16 protein-coding genes are annotated in these 16,564 nt (G+C 51.2%); 9 read left to right on the forward strand and 7 right to left on the reverse strand.

The window, feature by feature from the left end; genetic code table 11:
* Nucleotides 1–60 precede the first annotated feature (60 nt).
* From CRO57_RS25120 to CRO57_RS10455, 4 genes are all read right to left on the reverse strand, one after another.
* The gene (locus CRO57_RS25120) at nucleotides 61–3,123 is read right to left on the reverse strand and encodes an AAA family ATPase (protein ID WP_097153407.1); all 3,063 of its coding nucleotides are present in this window, start codon (nucleotides 3,121–3,123) and stop codon (nucleotides 61–63) included.
* Nucleotides 3,123–4,334, reverse strand: coding sequence for an exonuclease SbcCD subunit D (locus tag CRO57_RS10445; RefSeq protein WP_244580069.1), 1,212 nt, complete (start codon nucleotides 4,332–4,334; stop codon nucleotides 3,123–3,125). The genes CRO57_RS25120 and CRO57_RS10445 overlap by 1 nt, the downstream gene beginning before the upstream one ends.
* A gap of 96 nt (nucleotides 4,335–4,430) precedes the next feature.
* Entirely contained in the window at nucleotides 4,431–5,219 is a 789-nt protein-coding gene (locus CRO57_RS10450) for an IclR family transcriptional regulator (protein WP_097153408.1), read from the reverse strand.
* 39 nt (nucleotides 5,220–5,258) lie between these two features.
* Entirely contained in the window at nucleotides 5,259–5,648 is a 390-nt protein-coding gene (locus tag CRO57_RS10455; RefSeq protein ID WP_097153409.1) for a RidA family protein, read from the reverse strand.
* A 205-nt stretch (nucleotides 5,649–5,853) separates the two neighbouring features.
* On the opposite strand from CRO57_RS10455, the gene CRO57_RS10460 reads away from it, so the two are divergent.
* The 5 genes from CRO57_RS10460 to CRO57_RS10480 all read left to right on the forward strand — a co-directional run bounded on the left by CRO57_RS10460 (nucleotide 5,854) and on the right by CRO57_RS10480 (nucleotide 9,864).
* Complete coding sequence (locus CRO57_RS10460; protein ID WP_097153410.1) at nucleotides 5,854–6,912, forward strand: D-TA family PLP-dependent enzyme; 1,059 nt, start codon at nucleotides 5,854–5,856, stop codon at nucleotides 6,910–6,912.
* On the forward strand, nucleotides 6,909–7,787 hold the full coding sequence (locus tag CRO57_RS10465) for a 2-dehydro-3-deoxygalactonokinase (RefSeq protein WP_170956041.1): 879 nt from the start codon (nucleotides 6,909–6,911) through the stop codon (nucleotides 7,785–7,787). The genes CRO57_RS10460 and CRO57_RS10465 overlap by 4 nt, the downstream gene beginning before the upstream one ends.
* 2 nt (nucleotides 7,788–7,789) lie before the next feature.
* Nucleotides 7,790–8,416, forward strand: coding sequence for a 2-dehydro-3-deoxy-6-phosphogalactonate aldolase (locus CRO57_RS10470; protein WP_097153412.1), 627 nt, complete (start codon nucleotides 7,790–7,792; stop codon nucleotides 8,414–8,416).
* Nucleotides 8,417–9,331 (forward strand): sugar kinase, encoded by a 915-nt coding sequence (locus tag CRO57_RS10475; protein WP_097153413.1) that lies wholly within the window; start codon nucleotides 8,417–8,419, stop codon nucleotides 9,329–9,331.
* 200 nt (nucleotides 9,332–9,531) lie between these two features.
* Nucleotides 9,532–9,864: a hypothetical protein gene (locus tag CRO57_RS10480; protein ID WP_097153414.1), complete on the forward strand. Its 333-nt coding sequence runs from the start codon at nucleotides 9,532–9,534 to the stop codon at nucleotides 9,862–9,864.
* Nucleotides 9,865–9,973: 109 nt separating this feature from the next.
* On the opposite strand, the gene CRO57_RS10485 is transcribed toward CRO57_RS10480, so the two are convergent.
* The 3 genes from CRO57_RS10485 to CRO57_RS10495 are packed head-to-tail and all read right to left on the reverse strand — an operon-like array spanning nucleotide 9,974 to nucleotide 12,253.
* A complete protein-coding gene (locus tag CRO57_RS10485) occupies nucleotides 9,974–10,792 on the reverse strand; it encodes an alpha/beta fold hydrolase (protein WP_097153415.1) in 819 nt (272 codons plus the stop codon).
* The gene (locus CRO57_RS10490; protein ID WP_170956042.1) at nucleotides 10,789–11,772 is read right to left on the reverse strand and encodes a D-cysteine desulfhydrase family protein; all 984 of its coding nucleotides are present in this window, start codon (nucleotides 11,770–11,772) and stop codon (nucleotides 10,789–10,791) included. The genes CRO57_RS10485 and CRO57_RS10490 overlap by 4 nt, the downstream gene beginning before the upstream one ends.
* A 7-nt stretch (nucleotides 11,773–11,779) precedes the next feature.
* Complete coding sequence (locus CRO57_RS10495; protein ID WP_170956043.1) at nucleotides 11,780–12,253, reverse strand: RidA family protein; 474 nt, start codon at nucleotides 12,251–12,253, stop codon at nucleotides 11,780–11,782.
* Nucleotides 12,254–12,372: 119 nt separating this feature from the next.
* On the opposite strand from CRO57_RS10495, the gene dctP reads away from it, so the two are divergent.
* From dctP to CRO57_RS10515, 4 genes are all read left to right on the forward strand, one after another.
* Nucleotides 12,373–13,374: a TRAP transporter substrate-binding protein DctP gene (dctP, locus tag CRO57_RS10500; protein ID WP_097153418.1), complete on the forward strand. Its 1,002-nt coding sequence runs from the start codon at nucleotides 12,373–12,375 to the stop codon at nucleotides 13,372–13,374.
* 76 nt (nucleotides 13,375–13,450) lie between these two features.
* Complete coding sequence (locus CRO57_RS10505) at nucleotides 13,451–13,885, forward strand: TRAP transporter small permease (RefSeq protein ID WP_170956044.1); 435 nt, start codon at nucleotides 13,451–13,453, stop codon at nucleotides 13,883–13,885.
* Nucleotides 13,886–13,890: 5 nt separating this feature from the next.
* Nucleotides 13,891–15,216, forward strand: a complete 1,326-nt coding sequence (locus tag CRO57_RS10510) for a TRAP transporter large permease (RefSeq protein WP_097153420.1) — start codon at nucleotides 13,891–13,893, stop codon at nucleotides 15,214–15,216.
* A 23-nt stretch (nucleotides 15,217–15,239) separates the two neighbouring features.
* Nucleotides 15,240–16,520: an aminotransferase class I/II-fold pyridoxal phosphate-dependent enzyme gene (locus tag CRO57_RS10515; protein ID WP_170956045.1), complete on the forward strand. Its 1,281-nt coding sequence runs from the start codon at nucleotides 15,240–15,242 to the stop codon at nucleotides 16,518–16,520.
* Nucleotides 16,521–16,564: the final 44 nt, after the last annotated feature.

A 16,564-nucleotide genomic window follows, 5' to 3' on the forward strand; every position in this document is an offset into this window, starting at 1 on the left:
GTCTCTTCCTTTCCTCTTGTTACGAAGGAGAGGAAGAAGCGGATTAGGCCCTAATGCCCATTAGATGGCTCTCTCGCGAATATGTGATCCATTCGGCGTTTTTTCGATATCAAATCCAGCCGTAATCAGGGCTTTCACCTGTTCAGTATGTGAAATCAATCCTACCGCCCGCTTTTCGCCAGACAGGGAGCACAGGCTATCAAGCGCAGTATCCAATGTCTCTTCATCCAGACTGCCAAAGCCTTCGTCAATAAAGATGGCATCCAGCTTGATACCTCCGCTATTCTGCTCCACCACATCAGAAAGCCCGAGCGCCAAAGCAAGGGAAGCCTGAAAGCCCTCACCACCAGACAAGCTCTTGGTTGGACGGGAAATCTGGGTATTGCCATCAAAGACCACGATATCAAGCCCGCGCTTGCCGCGTCCGCCTGTGCGCTCTTCCGGGCGATGGAGCTGATAACGCCCACCGGTCATCGGCCCGAGACGTAAATTCGCTGCCATCAAGACTTCATCCAGCATAGCCGCCACAGCAAAGTCCGGCAGTCGGATCTTCACATCATTATTGCCATTGACCAGATCAGCAATCTCGCCCAGCGGTTTGTAGATCTCTTCCAGATCAGCAATCTTTGCATTCAGATCCTGCAAATCCTTCAGGCGCTTTTGCTTTTGCATCAGTTCGCTTCCCTGACGAGCCTGTTCTTCGCGGGCAGCATTCAGAGCCGTCATGCTGGCTTGTTTTTGGATCCCAAGCGCCTCAAGATCCGGTGGCAGAGCTTCACCAATCTCGACAATCAGCCGATCCTGTCGATCCTTATTGGCAGCCTTTGCCTGCTCATAGCCCTGAATTTTGCTTTCGAGCTTTTGCATATGAGCGATATCCGGTTTGGCCGCCTGATAGCTTTCCAGATCCATATCTGCTTCTATCAGCACCCGTTCCAGCTCTTGCTCGGCTTTGTCTTTTTCTTCCTGCAAGCGTTCGATGTCACCTTGCAAACCGGCCTGCGCTTGCTGCGCGGATGCCAAGGCAACAGCTGTTTGCTTCTCGACCTCAATTGCCTTTTGCCATTCACCTTCCAGACGTTGCGCGTGATCACGATGCCGGGAAAGTTCTTGCGCCAGTCGCTGTGCATCATGCCAATCTGCTGGCACATCCTGCATCACTGTCTTCAGTTCAGTCACTGCATTGGATTGGGCAATCTCCAATTCGCCAACGCTCACCTTTGCGCGTTCCAAAGCTTGCTCGGCATCTGATAACTCAGCCTCGGCCTTGCCAAGACGAGCTTCCAGATCAGCAAAGCGTCGATCCGCTGTCAGTCGCATTTGTTCTGACTTGGCATCATTCAGAGCTTTGACGATCTCACTTTCAACCCGCTCTGGCTTCGCCATGACATCCAATGCTGCCTGCCGCTCTTCCAGCTTCGCCAACGCTCGGTTCAGATCCGTTGCAGCCGCACGTTCCAGCTTCGCGGCTTCATCCCGTGCCTGTTCGGCTTCAGCAAAATGGTCATGCCGTCCCAATCGCTCCGGGTCGCCCTTGGCAGGATTTGGATGCTCAGCCGATCCACAGACCGGGCACGGCTGTCCATCTTCCAGCTTATGCGCGACATGCAGGATCTGACTATCCGTCAGCTCTTTCTCCGCATCAGCAAAGACCTGTTGCGTTGCCATCAGCTTTTGTTCAGCGATCGTATGACGCTGCTTGAACTGTTCGACATCTTTGGAAGCTGCTGCAACGGATCGCGATGCTGTCTCAAAGTCGCGGGCAGCTTTCAGCTCTGTTTCCAAAGCACCAAGCGTCTTTTCACTCTCGAACAAAGCCTTGGCATGCGCAGGTTGCTCTTTTTGCAGCAAACGCAAATCCGCAAGGGCGGTTTTTTGCGTCTGAACCGAACCTTCCATTCGTTGCTGATCGAGACGGGCTTTTTCCAGCTGCCTTTGTGTCTGCCGTCCCTTCTCACGCAAGGGCTGAGCCTTTTCAATCAGAGTGGCCCAGCGCTCAAATTCCCGCACTGTCTCAAGTGCGGCATCGCGTTGCGGTTTATTTGCTTCCTGCTCTTTCAGATGCTGACTGGCGGCAATATGGCGCGCATTCGCCTGCTCCAGAGCTTGCTTTGCTTGAACTTCACGCCGAATGGCCTGCTGCACCTGATCTTGTGCCTGCTTGAAAAGGCTCTCTGATGTGACAACACTCTGCGCTTGTTTCGCTCGCACCAGTCGGTCCTGATAAAGGCTGATCTGTTCTGCCGCTTCCGCCAGCTTTTCCTGTTCCTCGCGGGCGCTGGCAAGATCCTTGAATTTCTGAGACAGCATCTGCGCTTCGATCAGAGCTTGCTGACTGCTTTCCAGATCCTTTTCCATCTCCGGCAACTTTGCTGCCAGCGCGGCCAAAGCTGTTTCCTGGCCTTCAATCTGGGACAGGAACTCAGCGAGCGTTTCACATCCTGTATCAATCAGTTTGTTATCGCGAATGAGGCGTTGATCCTGAATTTCACGGCGTTTGACCGCAGCCTTCTCGCGCGCCTGATGCATGATCCGCTCATAGGAAGAAACATCAAACAAACGCTTCAGGATCACCGCCCGATCATCCGACTTCGCCGTCAGGATCTGGCGAAACTCGCCTTGCGGCAGCAATACGATCTGGCGGAATTGTGCAGCATCATAACCAAGCAGATCCTTGATATGATTATCCACGACCGAGACCTTTTTCTCGGCCACAATCTCGCCTGCAAAATCGTCGCTAAAGTCTTCCAACGTCAGACCGGTTGCGTCAAAGAGATAAGCCTCATGATGCTGAACCGCCAGATTGTTACCGCGACTGGCCGAGCGCTGCTGCTTTGGAATGCGTCGCACCACATAACGCTTTTCCCCCAAGTCAAAGACCAGCTCCACCTTGGTTAGAACGGATGGATCCGCATAGTGCGAGAGCATGTCTTCCGGCGCGCGTTCGTCACCAGAGGAGACGCCAAATAACGCAAAGGAAATACCATCGAAAATGGAGGTCTTGCCCGCGCCAGTCGGCCCATAAATGCCAAAGACACCGGCATCCAGCACATTGCGAAAATCCACCACTTCACAGCCCGCATAAGGGCCAAAGGCTTGCAATGTCAAACGAATGGGCCGCATCACACATCCTCCCGAACAGGCTCACCGAGCAAGGAATGGATCACCCCGTCCTCACCATCACTGACGGCCTCGCCGCGCACGAACTCGACAAACTCGCTGATCACGGCAGATGGATCGCTGAGCTTGGAGGTTGCACGCCCGGCCTTGCCAAGCACCATGTCTTGTTTTTTCTCACGCTGAACCTGCATCACATTGGGATAGAAAGGCCGAAGCTGGCTGACCGGATCCACCAGCGCCCCCTCATCCAGCAGAACCGCACGGAGATAATCCTCGCTTGGCTCTTTTTCTGCCTCGATCAGCAAGTCCGCCAGCAATCCTCGCACCTCTCGCACCTTGCGAACAGGATGAAGATCGATCTGCTCCATATGGCTGACACCGTCGGAATCCAGATCAACAATCATGCAGGATTTCTGACTACCCGCCTCATCGAAATCAAACACCAAAGGCGAGCCGCTATATCGAATGGTCTCGCTTCCCACCTGTTGCGACCGGTGCAAGTGGCCAAGCGCCACATAGGCCGCCCCATCAAACAGATTGTTGGAGACCGTCTCGACCCGGCCCACAGCAAGAGGCCGCTCGCTGTCACTTGGCAACCCACCAGTGACAAAGGCGTGGGCGCTCACCACCCAGCGCGCGCCCTGCGGCACGGCCTTTCGAGCTGCTTCCAATTCTGCCCGCAACACATCTTCCGGTGTCTGGATGCTCTCATCTTCAAACACCCGTCTTGCAGCATAGATCTCACCATAAGGCACAGCGGAAAATGCCACCGACCCATGCTCATCCTCTAAGATCAAGGCAGGCTCTTCTGCCTGTAAGGGGCCACGAATGAGAATGCGCTTGGGATCAAGGAGTTTTTCGAACACACCCAGACGATGACCGGAATCATGATTGCCAGCAATTGCTACAAAGGCAGCGTCTGTCTCGGCATAAAAGCGCTCCAGAAAATGCCGAAACAATGAGACAGCCCCTTCCGGTGGCGATGGCTTGTCATAAACATCACCAGCAAGGATCAGGACATCCACCTCATGGCTCTTCGCAGCATCCAAAATCTGATCGAGAATGAAGCGCTGATCCTCCAGCAGGGACAGGCCGCGAAAGCTCTTGCCCAAATGCCAGTCCGCCGTATGCAGAAGTTTCATATATTTGCCAAGCTCCAGAATGCCTCTGTTGAAAGGGATGGACCATCGCACCTTGACAGCAACAACGTTCACTTTCCCTCAATCTGCTTGTAACATTCGCGCGCAATAAGCAACGCCAAAGTCAGGCCTGCCTTTCTCTCCTCAAATAGGGATACGAAAATATCTGGACTATTCCGCGGCCACCGAGCTGTCATTGGCCAGCCTTCGAGACAGCTTCGCTGCCGCATCAACCAGAACCTTGCGATAGGTCTGATAATTCTCGATGGCATCGTCCTTGGGTGCGATGATGCAAAGGGTATGTTTGCAAATACCGTCTGCGCCGATGACCGGTGCAGCAAAACAGTGGGTGAAGGTATCTGCCACACTGTCGAAATCAAAGAAGGCAGCCTCGCTCGCCGATCGGATACTGTCGATAAAGTCCTTTGGGTCCAGACGCGACCCATCGGGCAAATCAAAATCGTCTTCCGGAATGAGATCGAGAATTTGCTCATCGCTCAAATGCGACAGCAGCAACCGACCGGACGCCGTCCAGGGAATAGGCGTTCGCTCGCCGACATTGGCGCTGATGCGGAAAGGCCGGTTCCCCTCATTCATCATGGCAACATAATATTTGTCGCCATCCAGCGTACAGAGCTGTGACGTCTCTCGCGTTTCTTCTGTAATGCTTTCCAGAATAGGCTGGGCAATGCCACTCAAATCAAAATGCCGATTATAATTGGTGCTCCAGAAATTGAGCTTCGGCCCAAGAAAAACCCGTCCTTGTTTGTCGACTTTCTCCAGAACATTGGTCGAGACAAGCAGGGCAACCAGATCGTAGACAGTCGATTTTGGTGCGCCCATGCCTTCAGCAATATCAATCGGCCGTTGCGGCCTCCCCACCTGGCAGAGGTGATCCAGGATTGCAAACGCGCGATCCAGTCCCTTTGCCTTGGTTTTGCGTGGTTCAGATTTTGACATTGCTTCTTTCTCTGTTCCCACTCGTTGGTATAAACCCGCTCAGTCTACTTTACGGAACGCTATACAGTCCACTTCGACTTTGCAATCAACCACCATTGCCGATTGCACACAGGCGCGCGCCGGTGGGTGCTCTCCGAAATATTCGGCAAAGACCTTATTGAAACTCCAGAAATCGCGCGGATCATCGAGCCAAACCCCGATGCGCATGATATCCGCAGTGGAATATCCAGCCTCTTCAACAATCGCAATCATGTTGCGAATAGCCTGATGAGACTGCGGAACAATGCCCCCATCAATGACTTCCCCATCAACCATCGGTGTCTGGCCAGACACATAGAGCCAGCCATCCGCCTCGGTTGCCTTTGCAAAGGGCAGCGCCTGCTGGCCCGAACCCTTGGACTGGTTAAGACCGTGCCGTTTGATCGTCATCTTTCATTTCCTCAATTTGTATTTTCAAGTCTCTAGAAAGGCTCAAGCTGGAAACACCATGCGCCAAATCCATAATTCCGGTATACCGTAATTAATATCGGTATTGCGGAATAATATCTGTCATGCTATCCCTTGCCTGTCAACTGCAATACCTTTTTGATGGCGCACCCAATCAAAAGCCCGCTTGAACAAATCGAGAAACAAAATGAAAAAAATAGCCCTGGATACACCAGCAATACTCGTGGACCTGGATGTGGTAGAGGCCAACATCGCCAAGTTTCAAAACTATTGCGACAGCCACGGACTGAAGGTGCGCCCCCATATCAAAACCCACAAATTGCCAAGGCTCGCCCATTATCAGATCAAACAAGGGGCCATTGGCATCACCTGCCAAAAAATCAGCGAAGCCGAAACGATGATCTCCCAAGGGGGCATCGAAGATGTGCTGATCACCTATAATATTCTGGGGGAAGCCAAGACAAAGCGTCTGCGCGCTCTGTCCGAAAAAGTCCGTCTTTCTGTGGTTGCTGACAATGCAACCGTGATCGAAGGCCTAAGCAAAGCCTTTGCCGACGCCCCAGCTCCATTGCCGGTGCTGGTGGAATGCAATACAGGAGCCGATCGTTGCGGTGTCGCCACACCTGAGATAGCCGCAGAGCTGGCACAAAGGATCGATACGCTACCGGGTCTGAAATTCCTTGGTTTGATGACCTATCCGCCAACCGGCAAATTGCCTGAGGTGGCAAAATGGCTTGCTGAAGCCAGAGATCTGATCACTGTGAAAGGATTGAGCGTCGAAGTTATCTCTTCCGGCGGCTCGCCAGATATGTGGCAAGCCCATGAAATGCCGCTGGCCACCGAATATCGCATCGGCACTTATGCCTATAACGACCGCTCGCTCGTCAATCGAGGCGTCTGCACTTGGGATGATTGCGCCCTAACTGTGCTTGCCACCGTCATCTCGGTTCCATCCAAGCATCATGCAGTGATTGATGCTGGCTCCAAGGTCCTGACCTCGGATCTTTTGGGGCTGACCGGTCACGGTCATGTGCTCAGTCGGGATGATCTGATGATTGATCAGCTTAGCGAAGAACATGGCCGCATCACGTCCCAGCAGGACATCAATCTAAAGGTTGGGGATCAGCTGCGCATTGTACCAAACCATGCTTGCGTTGTTGCCAATATGCTTGATCATGTGGAGCTTGTGCGGAGTGAAACTCATTTGGAATCAACATCGGTCATTGCAAGAGGTCAGGTTTGGTGACACATGCGGTTGGAGTAGGAATTGACTGGGGGTCCAGTAACGTCCGGGCGTGGGCCTTTGGGTCAGATGGGGAAATAATCACCCAGAATGCCATATCAATGGAATTTGCCGATGCCCGTGCGCATGGTTTCAAGAATTGCTATCAATCTCTGCTGGAGCCACTGAACGTCTCCAATGATGTTCCCAGAATTGCCTGCGGCCAGATTGGCTCACGCACCGGATGGTTTGAAGTCCCCTATATCAGCTGCCCTGGTGCGTTGAAAAACTGGCTGCAGGCGCCCATCCAAACCCCCGAACCAAATCTTTACTTCCTGTCCGGTGCCTCAAAAAGCAACCCAAGCCCGGATGTCATGCGGGGTGAGGAAACCCAAATTCTGGGTGCAACATCCCAAGGTCACAAGGGCCTATTCTGCCTCCCCGGCACCCATTCCAAATGGGCCCGGATTGAAAAAGAGCAATTTCTGGATTTTGATACCTATGTCACCGGAGAGCTGTTTGCCGTCAGCCGCAAACACACCATCTTTGGTGAGTTTACAGTCGAAGGTGAGCCCGACTGGCAGGCTTTTGCCAAAGGAGTTGAGGCAGCCAAATCCACCCCGTTGCTCAATCTGTTATTCCTTCCCCGCAGTCAGGTTCTGGCCCAGAAGCAAAGCGGGCAAGAAAGCACCTGGTATCTGTCCGGTTGCCTGATTGGGAGTGAAATTCTATCGGCGAATCCCAATCGCCTGTCCGTGACATTGATCGCTGATGGCATGATGGCAGAGCTCTATTCAAGGGCCATGACTGTGCTTGGCTGCAATTTCGCACCTCTGTCAGCAGATGCCTGTACAACAACAGCACTATTTCGCGCGATCCAGTCAAAAATTGAGACATGAAAATGACCGAAACCACACCCTATCCCGGTATTCCAGTACTGGCAATTTTACGTGGCATCACATCAGGCGAAATCCTGCCAATCGCTGATCAGCTGATCGCACATGATATTCGCCGGATCGAAGTACCCCTGAATTCACCAGATGCCATGCGGTCCATCGAGATGCTCATATCTCGCTATGGAAAAGACGCTCTGATAGGGGCAGGCACGGTACTTGAACGGGAAGAAGTCAATCAGCTTGCAGATATTGGCTGCAAAATTGTCGTCTCTCCAAATTTCGATCTGGATGTGGTGTCTGAAACCAAGGAAAAGGCCATGCTGTCCTGTCCTGGTGTCTTTACCCCCAGCGAAGCCTTTGCTGCACTGAAAGCTGGCGCTGACATCCTGAAATATTTCCCGGCAGATCTCTGCGGTCCGGCTGCAATCAAGGCCTGGCGGGCGGTCCTGCCCAGCAATACCAGCATTGTCGCCACCGGTGGCACCAATGCAGATACATTCTCAACTTGGCTAGCCGCCGGGGTGAACATGATCGGAGTTGGTAGTGCTCTTTACAAACCGGGAGACGGTGCTAAAGACGTCGCATACAAAGCTGAGGCCCTCGCAAAAGCCTATCAGACAAAGGACAGCTGAATGACGGATCTCTTCTGTTTGGGTGAGCCTCTATTCGAGCTGAATCAGCAACCCGACGGCATGTTTTTACCCGGTTTTGGTGGCGATATTTCCAATGTCGCTATTGCAGCAGCCCGTCAGGGAGCATCATCAGGTATTCTGACACGCTTGGGCTCGGATCTGTTTGCAAGGGATATTAGGGCTTTATGGCAACGCGAAGGCGTCGTGCAGGATCATGTCATCGAGACCGACGACAAGGAAACAGGGCTCTATTTCGTAACCCATGATGAAGACGGTCATCATTTTACCTATCGTCGAGCAGGATCAGCTGCCAGCACTTACGGTCCCAAAGATCTACCTGTCGATGCCTTGCAGCACTGCAAGATTTTCTATGCTTCCGGCATCAGTCTTGCCATCAGCCCCTCCATGCATGACGCGGTGATGGAATGCGCCAGACAGGTTAAAAATTCAGGTGGTTTGTTCGCCTTCGATCCAAACCTGCGCACCGCACTATGGCCGTTGGACCGTGCACGAAAAATGACCCATGAAGTTATGAAAATCTGTGACGTTGCCTTGCCCGGCTATGATGACGCCAAAACCCTGACCGGATTGGAACAACCAGAAGCCATTGCCGATTTCTATCATGATCTCGGCGCATCAGTGGTTGCCTTGACATTGGGTCACAAGGGCGTCTTGCTCTCCAGCAAGGAAGGCCGAACGAGCATTGCACCACATCAGGTTTCTGCAATTGATGCCACTGGCGCAGGCGACTGCTTCAATGGAGCATTTCTCGCAGCTTGTCTTGCTGGCACAGATAATATCGAAGCTGCAACCCGCGCCAATGCAGCTGCTGCCTTGTCTGTCTGTGGCTATGGCGCAATTGCTGCCATTCCAGATCTGCCGAAAACATTGGATTTCATCAAGTCTTGGCCTTGAGATGCAACAAATGTACAAAAAGCGATGTCTGAGAGCCATGGAAGTTACGCACATACAGCACTTATGACTCGACAAAAAAGTGTGAACGATTAGTTTACCAGTCACTGTTGGTGATCCTGGATGGACCATAGCGGAGCAAGGAACAGGGCTCGATAATCCCGTCTTTTGCGAGGTTCATCCCAAACAATCAAGGCGTCAAAATGATTACGAAATCCAAACTCCCCCTCATCGCCCTGCTTGCAGCATTCTCTCTCTCTGCCTGCTCCACATCGAAGGTTGTTCAGACCGAACAAATCGGCGATGAGCAACTCTCTTGCGCGCAGATCATGCAAGAAATTCAGGAAGCAAAACGCTTTGAAGATGAAGCACAAAGCAAAAAAGGCATCACCGGCACGAATGTTGCCGCAGCAGCCCTGTTCTGGCCTGCTCTGATCGTGACCTATTCTTCCGCAGAAGAAGCAGAAAATGCAGCCCGCACACGTCAGACCAATCTGGTGCGCCTGGCCAATCAGAAAAACTGCTCTGCACAATAAAGACATTTCCCCCGCTTCATCGAAGCGGGGGAGCGACCTCTTCTCGCATCAGAAACGCTGTCCTATATCACTACAAACAGGCAAATCCAGAAGTCGCCTGTCAACAAGATCACCCACGAAGGACATCATCCAACCAAGATTGAAAGTCTTGTTGCAGATGGATGGCCTGACTTTTGGGCAGATAATGCCCACCAATATCAAACTTCCGAAAACTTGCATGCCTGTTCATCTTTAAAAGATTTTCGGACAAGGCAATCGGTGTCATCCAGTCATCTGCTGCGCATGCTATCCGCATAGGCACATCAATGGCCGGTTGAAACGCATGCGCATTGAATGCCAAAACCGCAGCAGTGCGATCTTCAATCTCCGAAAGAGGAGGAATGGTCGGCACCATTTTCTGCTCCGCCTCTGAGAATGCATCTTCATTGCAATTGACCATTGCAGGGGGATTCATAAAGAGGGTCGTTGCGCGGATATAGGCCAAAACTCCCGAATCCTTATAAGCCAATAGTCTGGCTTCGAAGACCCGTTGCATCCATGAATCAGCCTGATCCCACCCTCCAAGGGCATATATGGCTCTTACATGTTCAATGGCTTTATCGGCAAGGATCCATCCCACACAAGCACCCATGGAGTGACCAAGCACAACTGCCGGACATACAGTAACTGCCTTCAGAATGGTCAATGCATCATCAGCAAGTTGCTGCATCGACAGAGCATCATCATATTTGCCACTTTGACCAGTGCCCCGTTGATCATATGAAATCACTCTGAAATCTTGCTTCATCAACTCAATGAGTGGATTCCAGAAATCGGCAACCCCAATAAAGCCGGTTATCAGGAGAACAGGTGTTGCATCTTCTGGTCCGTCTATCCGAACATGGATGATTTCGCCTGATTGAGTGGGGACTTTTCTAAATTCTGTCATCTGAAAATCTCCTGGTATGCAAAGAGCAGGGGTAAACCGCCGGTATGCACAAACACCACGGTATCGTTGGAACCCAGACCTGATTCTGGAAGCCAGCCGATAAAACCCGCCATGGCCTTGCCCGTGTAAACCGGATCCAGAAAAACGCCCTCAAGCTGTGCCACCAACCGGATGGCTTCAACACACTCCTTCGTCGGTTGTCCATAGCCCGCCCCAAGCGCACGGCTATCAACCTTGATTTTCGTATTGATGTTTGAATGACCGATGGTTTCGGTAATAAGGCGATTGATCTCCTGTTGTGCCATTGCTTCATCATGCAGGATGGAAAATCCTTGCACATTTGTCCCCGAAGCCTCGTTTTCAACAGCGATAACAAGTCCTGCCTGAGTGCCACAGGTTCCGGTCGCGACAACGATGGTGTCTGGATGCCTGTCAAGATCCTTGCATAACTGCAAAATTTCCCGACCGGATTCTATATAACCGCGAACCCCCAGATTATCCGAAGCTCCGAAAGGCAAAATGTAGGGCGACTTTCCACCCTTTCTGAGTATCTCGGCAATCTCAATCATTCCCTCCATGAAGTCACGCTCAGGATCAACAAGTTCAAAGCGCGTATTCATCAAGTCCATTAGCAGGGCATTGCCACTAAAGAGATAGGAAACATCCTTTCGCTCAACCAGATCCTTGACCGCAATGACCACTTCAAATCCACATTGAGCAGCACAACCAACCAGCTCGCGCGCGCAATTTGACTGCGAATGTGCCGCAAGAATAAGAGTATCCGCCCCCACTGCCCTGGCATCCGCAAACTGCCGCTCAAACTTTCGGATTTTATTGCCCCCTCCAGATGGGCCAAGGTCATCGCGTTTGAGAAAAATCTGCGGGCCACCAAGGTGCTTGGACAACCGATCAAGTGGCTGGAGCTGTGGCGTATCCTGAAGGAGAGAAATTTTGGGTTGCATCATAAAATCTGTTTGCATGCTCATCTCACGCCACCGATTGATCTTCCGACAGAAGGCCAAGCGTCATCTCTACCTCAACCGGTGAGTTCGCCGGAAGCTGGCAAACTCCTACTGCGGATCTCGCTGAGACCTGATCTGGTCCGAGAACATCACAAATCTCTGATGAAGCAGCATTGGCTATTTCGGGAAGAGCGACCTTGTCCGACCCGCAAGCAACAAAAACCGTATGCCGCGCAACAACAATCCGCTCCTTCCAATCGGGTCCAAGCAAGTCATGAATAGCCTGAAAGCCATTCAGCACACACAATTTGGCTGCTTCACATGCATCATCCAGTCCGACTTCCGATCCGACTTTGCCAGCAACGACAAGTCCATTGTCATCAAACGGAAGCTGTCCTGAAACGTAAAGGATATCGCCGAACTGACGAACATGACAGAAGTGCCCAATAGGCTTTGCCGGCTTGTGCGATATCACTTTGTCTTTGGAATTTATGGCCATTGATTCCTCCAAATGGCTGGCTGAAACATTGTCAAAATAAAATATTATTGACATAGGCATTATATATATTGTCATATGACAATTGTAAATCAGCAATTTCTCAGGGAGGAGAAACCATCATGAACAAACTATTGGCATGCGCCGTTACAGCAATCGGATTGCAATTTTCACAACCGTTGCACGCCGAGGAATCCTTCATTCTTTCCCACGCTTTGCCTGAAGCGCACATCTTCCATCCAACGGCAAAAACCTTCATGAAGTCCCTTGCAAAGACCTGCTCCGGGGAATTCAATGTCGAGTATCATCTGGGCGGCGATCTCGGGGATTGGACAGTTCAATTCGAGCAGGCAATGGTTGGCGTTATTCCTGCAACCTTTGTCTTTGCCAACTCAGAAGTGGACCCTCGTCTGGATGTATCATTTCTTGGTTATGTTGCCGATAACTGGGAAACAGCTCGAAAAGTCTACGGTCCGGGGGGCGATGTGGAGAGCCTCTACAAGGAAATTCTAAGCGATCTTGGTATCCGCATGATGGGAACAATCCCGGTTGACTTTGGCGGCATTGCCATGCGGAAAGGAGACACCCGTATCCCGGTAAACCTCCCCTCAGATGCATCCGGCGTAAAGCTTCGGGTTCCACCCATGCCGATAGGTCGGATACGTTTCGAAAAACTGGGCTTCAGCGTTGTACCACTGCCATTTTCAGAAGTTTATACCGCTCTGCAACTTGGCACCGTCGACGGGCGAACATTCGCTCCGCCAGCCGAGATTTGGCAAATGCGCGATGTCATTGAAAGCTACATATTGACCAATGACTATTTCGAGCACGCATTCTTTGCCGTCAACAATGCCTGGTTTGATAAATTGTCAAAGGCTCAGCAAGCTTGTTTCACCACCGCAGCTGACACAGCCATCGCATTCTCATGGTCTGACGCTCAACGGCAAAGCAAAGATTGGATGGAAAAAATCAAAGATGCCGGGATCAAAATCGTCAAGCCAACCGAGACCCAGTTAAAAGCAATTCGAGCCTCCGCTATGGAGAATGAATGGAAATATCTGCAGGATCAGTTGGGCAATGACGTTATGGCCCGTCTGAAAAAGGCCTCGAGTCCAAAGAACTAACATGAATAGTGAAAACTTGACCTCCGTTCGGCTCCAAAGAGCCGAGCGGTTAACGAGATGGACACTTGAAGCATCGATGGTCTTTTTTGGACTGGGCCTTGCAGGACTTATGTTTGCCCAAGTCATTCTCCGCGAACTTGATTCTGCATTTCTGGGATTCGAAGAAGCTGCAATTCTTCTGGGCCTTTGGGTCTATTTTCTCGGTTTTGCTTATGGAACATGGCAAAAATGTCATATCGCGGGTGGTCTGGAAACTTTGATTATCAGATCCCAACGGACCAGACATTGGCATGAGCTTTTCATAAGCTTTGCTTCCCTTTGCTTTTTGCTATTCATCCTGTTTCGCGCCTGGGATTATTTTGCTTTCACGTCCGGCAATGGTCGAGTCAGCACCTATCTGCGCTGGCCCCGCGGTCTTTGGGCATCCAGCCTGCTGATCGGCATAAGCTTGAGCTGCCTTGCCGAGCTTTTCCATTTCTTTACCTCCCTCAAGCGTCTCTACAAAGGATAAGGATCATGGAATTTGGTATGATAGCAGCAGTCTTCGCGCTGCTGTTGATGATCCTTTGCGGCTTTCCGATTGCATATGCTTTTGGTGTCACGGGATTTTTGATAACAGCAATAGCTGGCGGCAACTCATCATTTCACCTTGGCCAAGCCATGTCCCAGATGGGGGGATTTGCACTTCTGGCATTGCCATTGTTCATCATCTCAGGTGCACTGATGAGTGAGGCAGGAATTTCAGACCGGCTCCTAAGGGTCGTTGACCGAATTTTCGGACAATTGCGTGGAGGTCTGGGATTGGTGACAATTTTGTCATGTGCTTTATTTGGAGCCATATCTGGCAGTGCAGCAGCCGCTATCGCCGCCATTGGCCGCATCATGATCCCCCGTATGATCGACGATGGATACAAGCCCGGATATGCAACGGCGTTGGTGGCCTGTTCCTCGGTATTATCCTTGATGATACCACCGAGCATTCCAATGATCGTTTTCGCGATAACATCGGGAATATCCGTTGGTGCTGCATTCCTCTCAACCGTTATCCCCGGGCTCATTCTCGCATTCGTCTATGCTCTATTGAACATGGCTTTTTCGGGTGTGGCAGCGAGACAGACAAACCAGAAAAATTATCGATCAAAGCAGATTTTGAGGGCAGATCATGATGCAGAACAAGGCCGCAAACAGACAGATCTGATCGAGGCGTCATGGGCCCTTGGTTTGCCTCTTATAGTTCTTGGCGGAATTTATAGTGGTATCTTCACGCCAACTGAAGCCGCCGCTGTGGCGGTGGTCTATGCATTTTTCGTTGGCTGGATCATTTATCGCCGCCTGACCCTGCGTTCTATCGCCAGCTCTGTTCGGGATGGTGTCGCCATGACAGGTCAGATCGCCATCATTCTCTTCTTCTTGTTTGTTCTGACACGCTCAATGTCCATGGAACAAATTCCCCAGAATATTGCCAATACCATTCTTGGGCTTTCAGACAATTATATCGTAGTACTGCTCCTGTTGAATGTGGCGCTTCTGGTGATCGGCATGCTGGTCGATGATATTTCAGGAAGCATTCTGGCAGCAGTTGTCCTGATGCCAATCGCGATAAAAGCCGGGATAAATCCGGTTCACTTTGCAGCGATAGTGGGGGTCAATCTAGGCCTTGGGAATGTATCACCACCTTGCGCTCCATTGTTGTTCATGGCAGGCGGCATCTCCAATCTTCATCTCCCAGCTTATATCGGTCCATCCCTAAAACTGTTACTGACGGGACATTTACCCGTAGTTTTGCTTGTAACCTTCATCCCGCAATTGGCATTATGGCTACCAAACATGCTATTGAACTAGCAAAACAACATGGTCAGTCAGAAATGCAAATCGCAACAGCTCAAGAACTTGCGGACGATATACGAAAAAAGATCGAGGAAGGAAGGCTAAAACCGGGTGATCGCCTTGAGCCGATCCGTAGCCTTGCAGAAACCGTTGGCCTTAATCGAAATACGGTGGCTGCAGCATACAAGAAACTGCAGCATCTGGGCCTTGTCGAACCTTCCGGTCGTAACATGCGAGTGTCTTTGCGACCCATCATCAATGATGAAGAATATCTGCGCCGCACCTATCCAGGAGTCGTGGATCTGAGTTTCAACAACCCCGATCCCGCTCTTCTGCCTGACGCAACCAAAGTCCTGCACGAGATGTCGATAGGGTCACCAAGTTTGTATGGTGACCCTGCAGACAACCAGCAGCTCTGCAAACATTTCCTGAACTTGAACAAGACGCTGGAATATCCAGATGGCGAAATGATAATCTCCTCGGGAAATACGGATGTGATGGAGAGGTTGTTACGCCTCTATCTCTCTTTTGGTGACAAGGTTGCCATAGAAGATCCATGCTATATGAAATTGCTTCACCTGGTACGAGCCAATGGACTTACTCCACTTCCATTATCAATGGATAGCGAAGGCATCATTCCCCAATCCTTGAAAGATATGCTCGAAGCCGGAGCCAAGGCAGTCTTTGTCACACCACGTGCACAAAATCCAACTGGAGTTTGCATAACAGTTGATCGCGCAAGGGAATTACGAGAAGTTCTCGACCAGTTCCCTGATGTTCTTGTTGTAGAAGATGAGCATGCAGGCCCTTTGATCCGTTCAAAAGCAAATTCACTTATCGACCCAAAGCGCAACCATTGGGCAATCCTGCATTCTGCAGCAAAATATCTCGGCCCGGACCTCAGGGTTGGGGGAACCATCGCATCACCCAGAACAATTGGACGCCTACGCTCTCAACGAGCCCTCGGGGGTCAAGCAATCAGCCATATCATGCAAACCCTGACCTGCAAATTGTTCGAACTTGCTGAGCTCAAATCACTATTCATCTCCACTGCTACGACATACGCGAGGCGACGCATTGCTTTCGAAAAGGCATTAACCGATCACAATGTTCCTTACTGGCCGGGAACTGGCCTGAATGTATGGATACCTGCCCCCCGCGCAGAACGCTTGGCCGGTCGGTTGTTTCGAGAAGGCTGGGAAGTAAGAACTGGTTCGGAATTCTGCCTGCAAAGCGAGAACGGATTGCGTGTAACCATCAGTCAACTTGAAGAAACAACCTGCCACAGTCTCGCCAAAGCAATTTCTGACCATTATTGACCCTCGAAATCGTCACGAGCTCCTGCCTTTCTGTTGTGAATACC

Source organism: Cohaesibacter gelatinilyticus (assembly GCF_900215605.1).
Classification (GTDB): domain Bacteria; phylum Pseudomonadota; class Alphaproteobacteria; order Rhizobiales; family Cohaesibacteraceae; genus Cohaesibacter; species Cohaesibacter gelatinilyticus.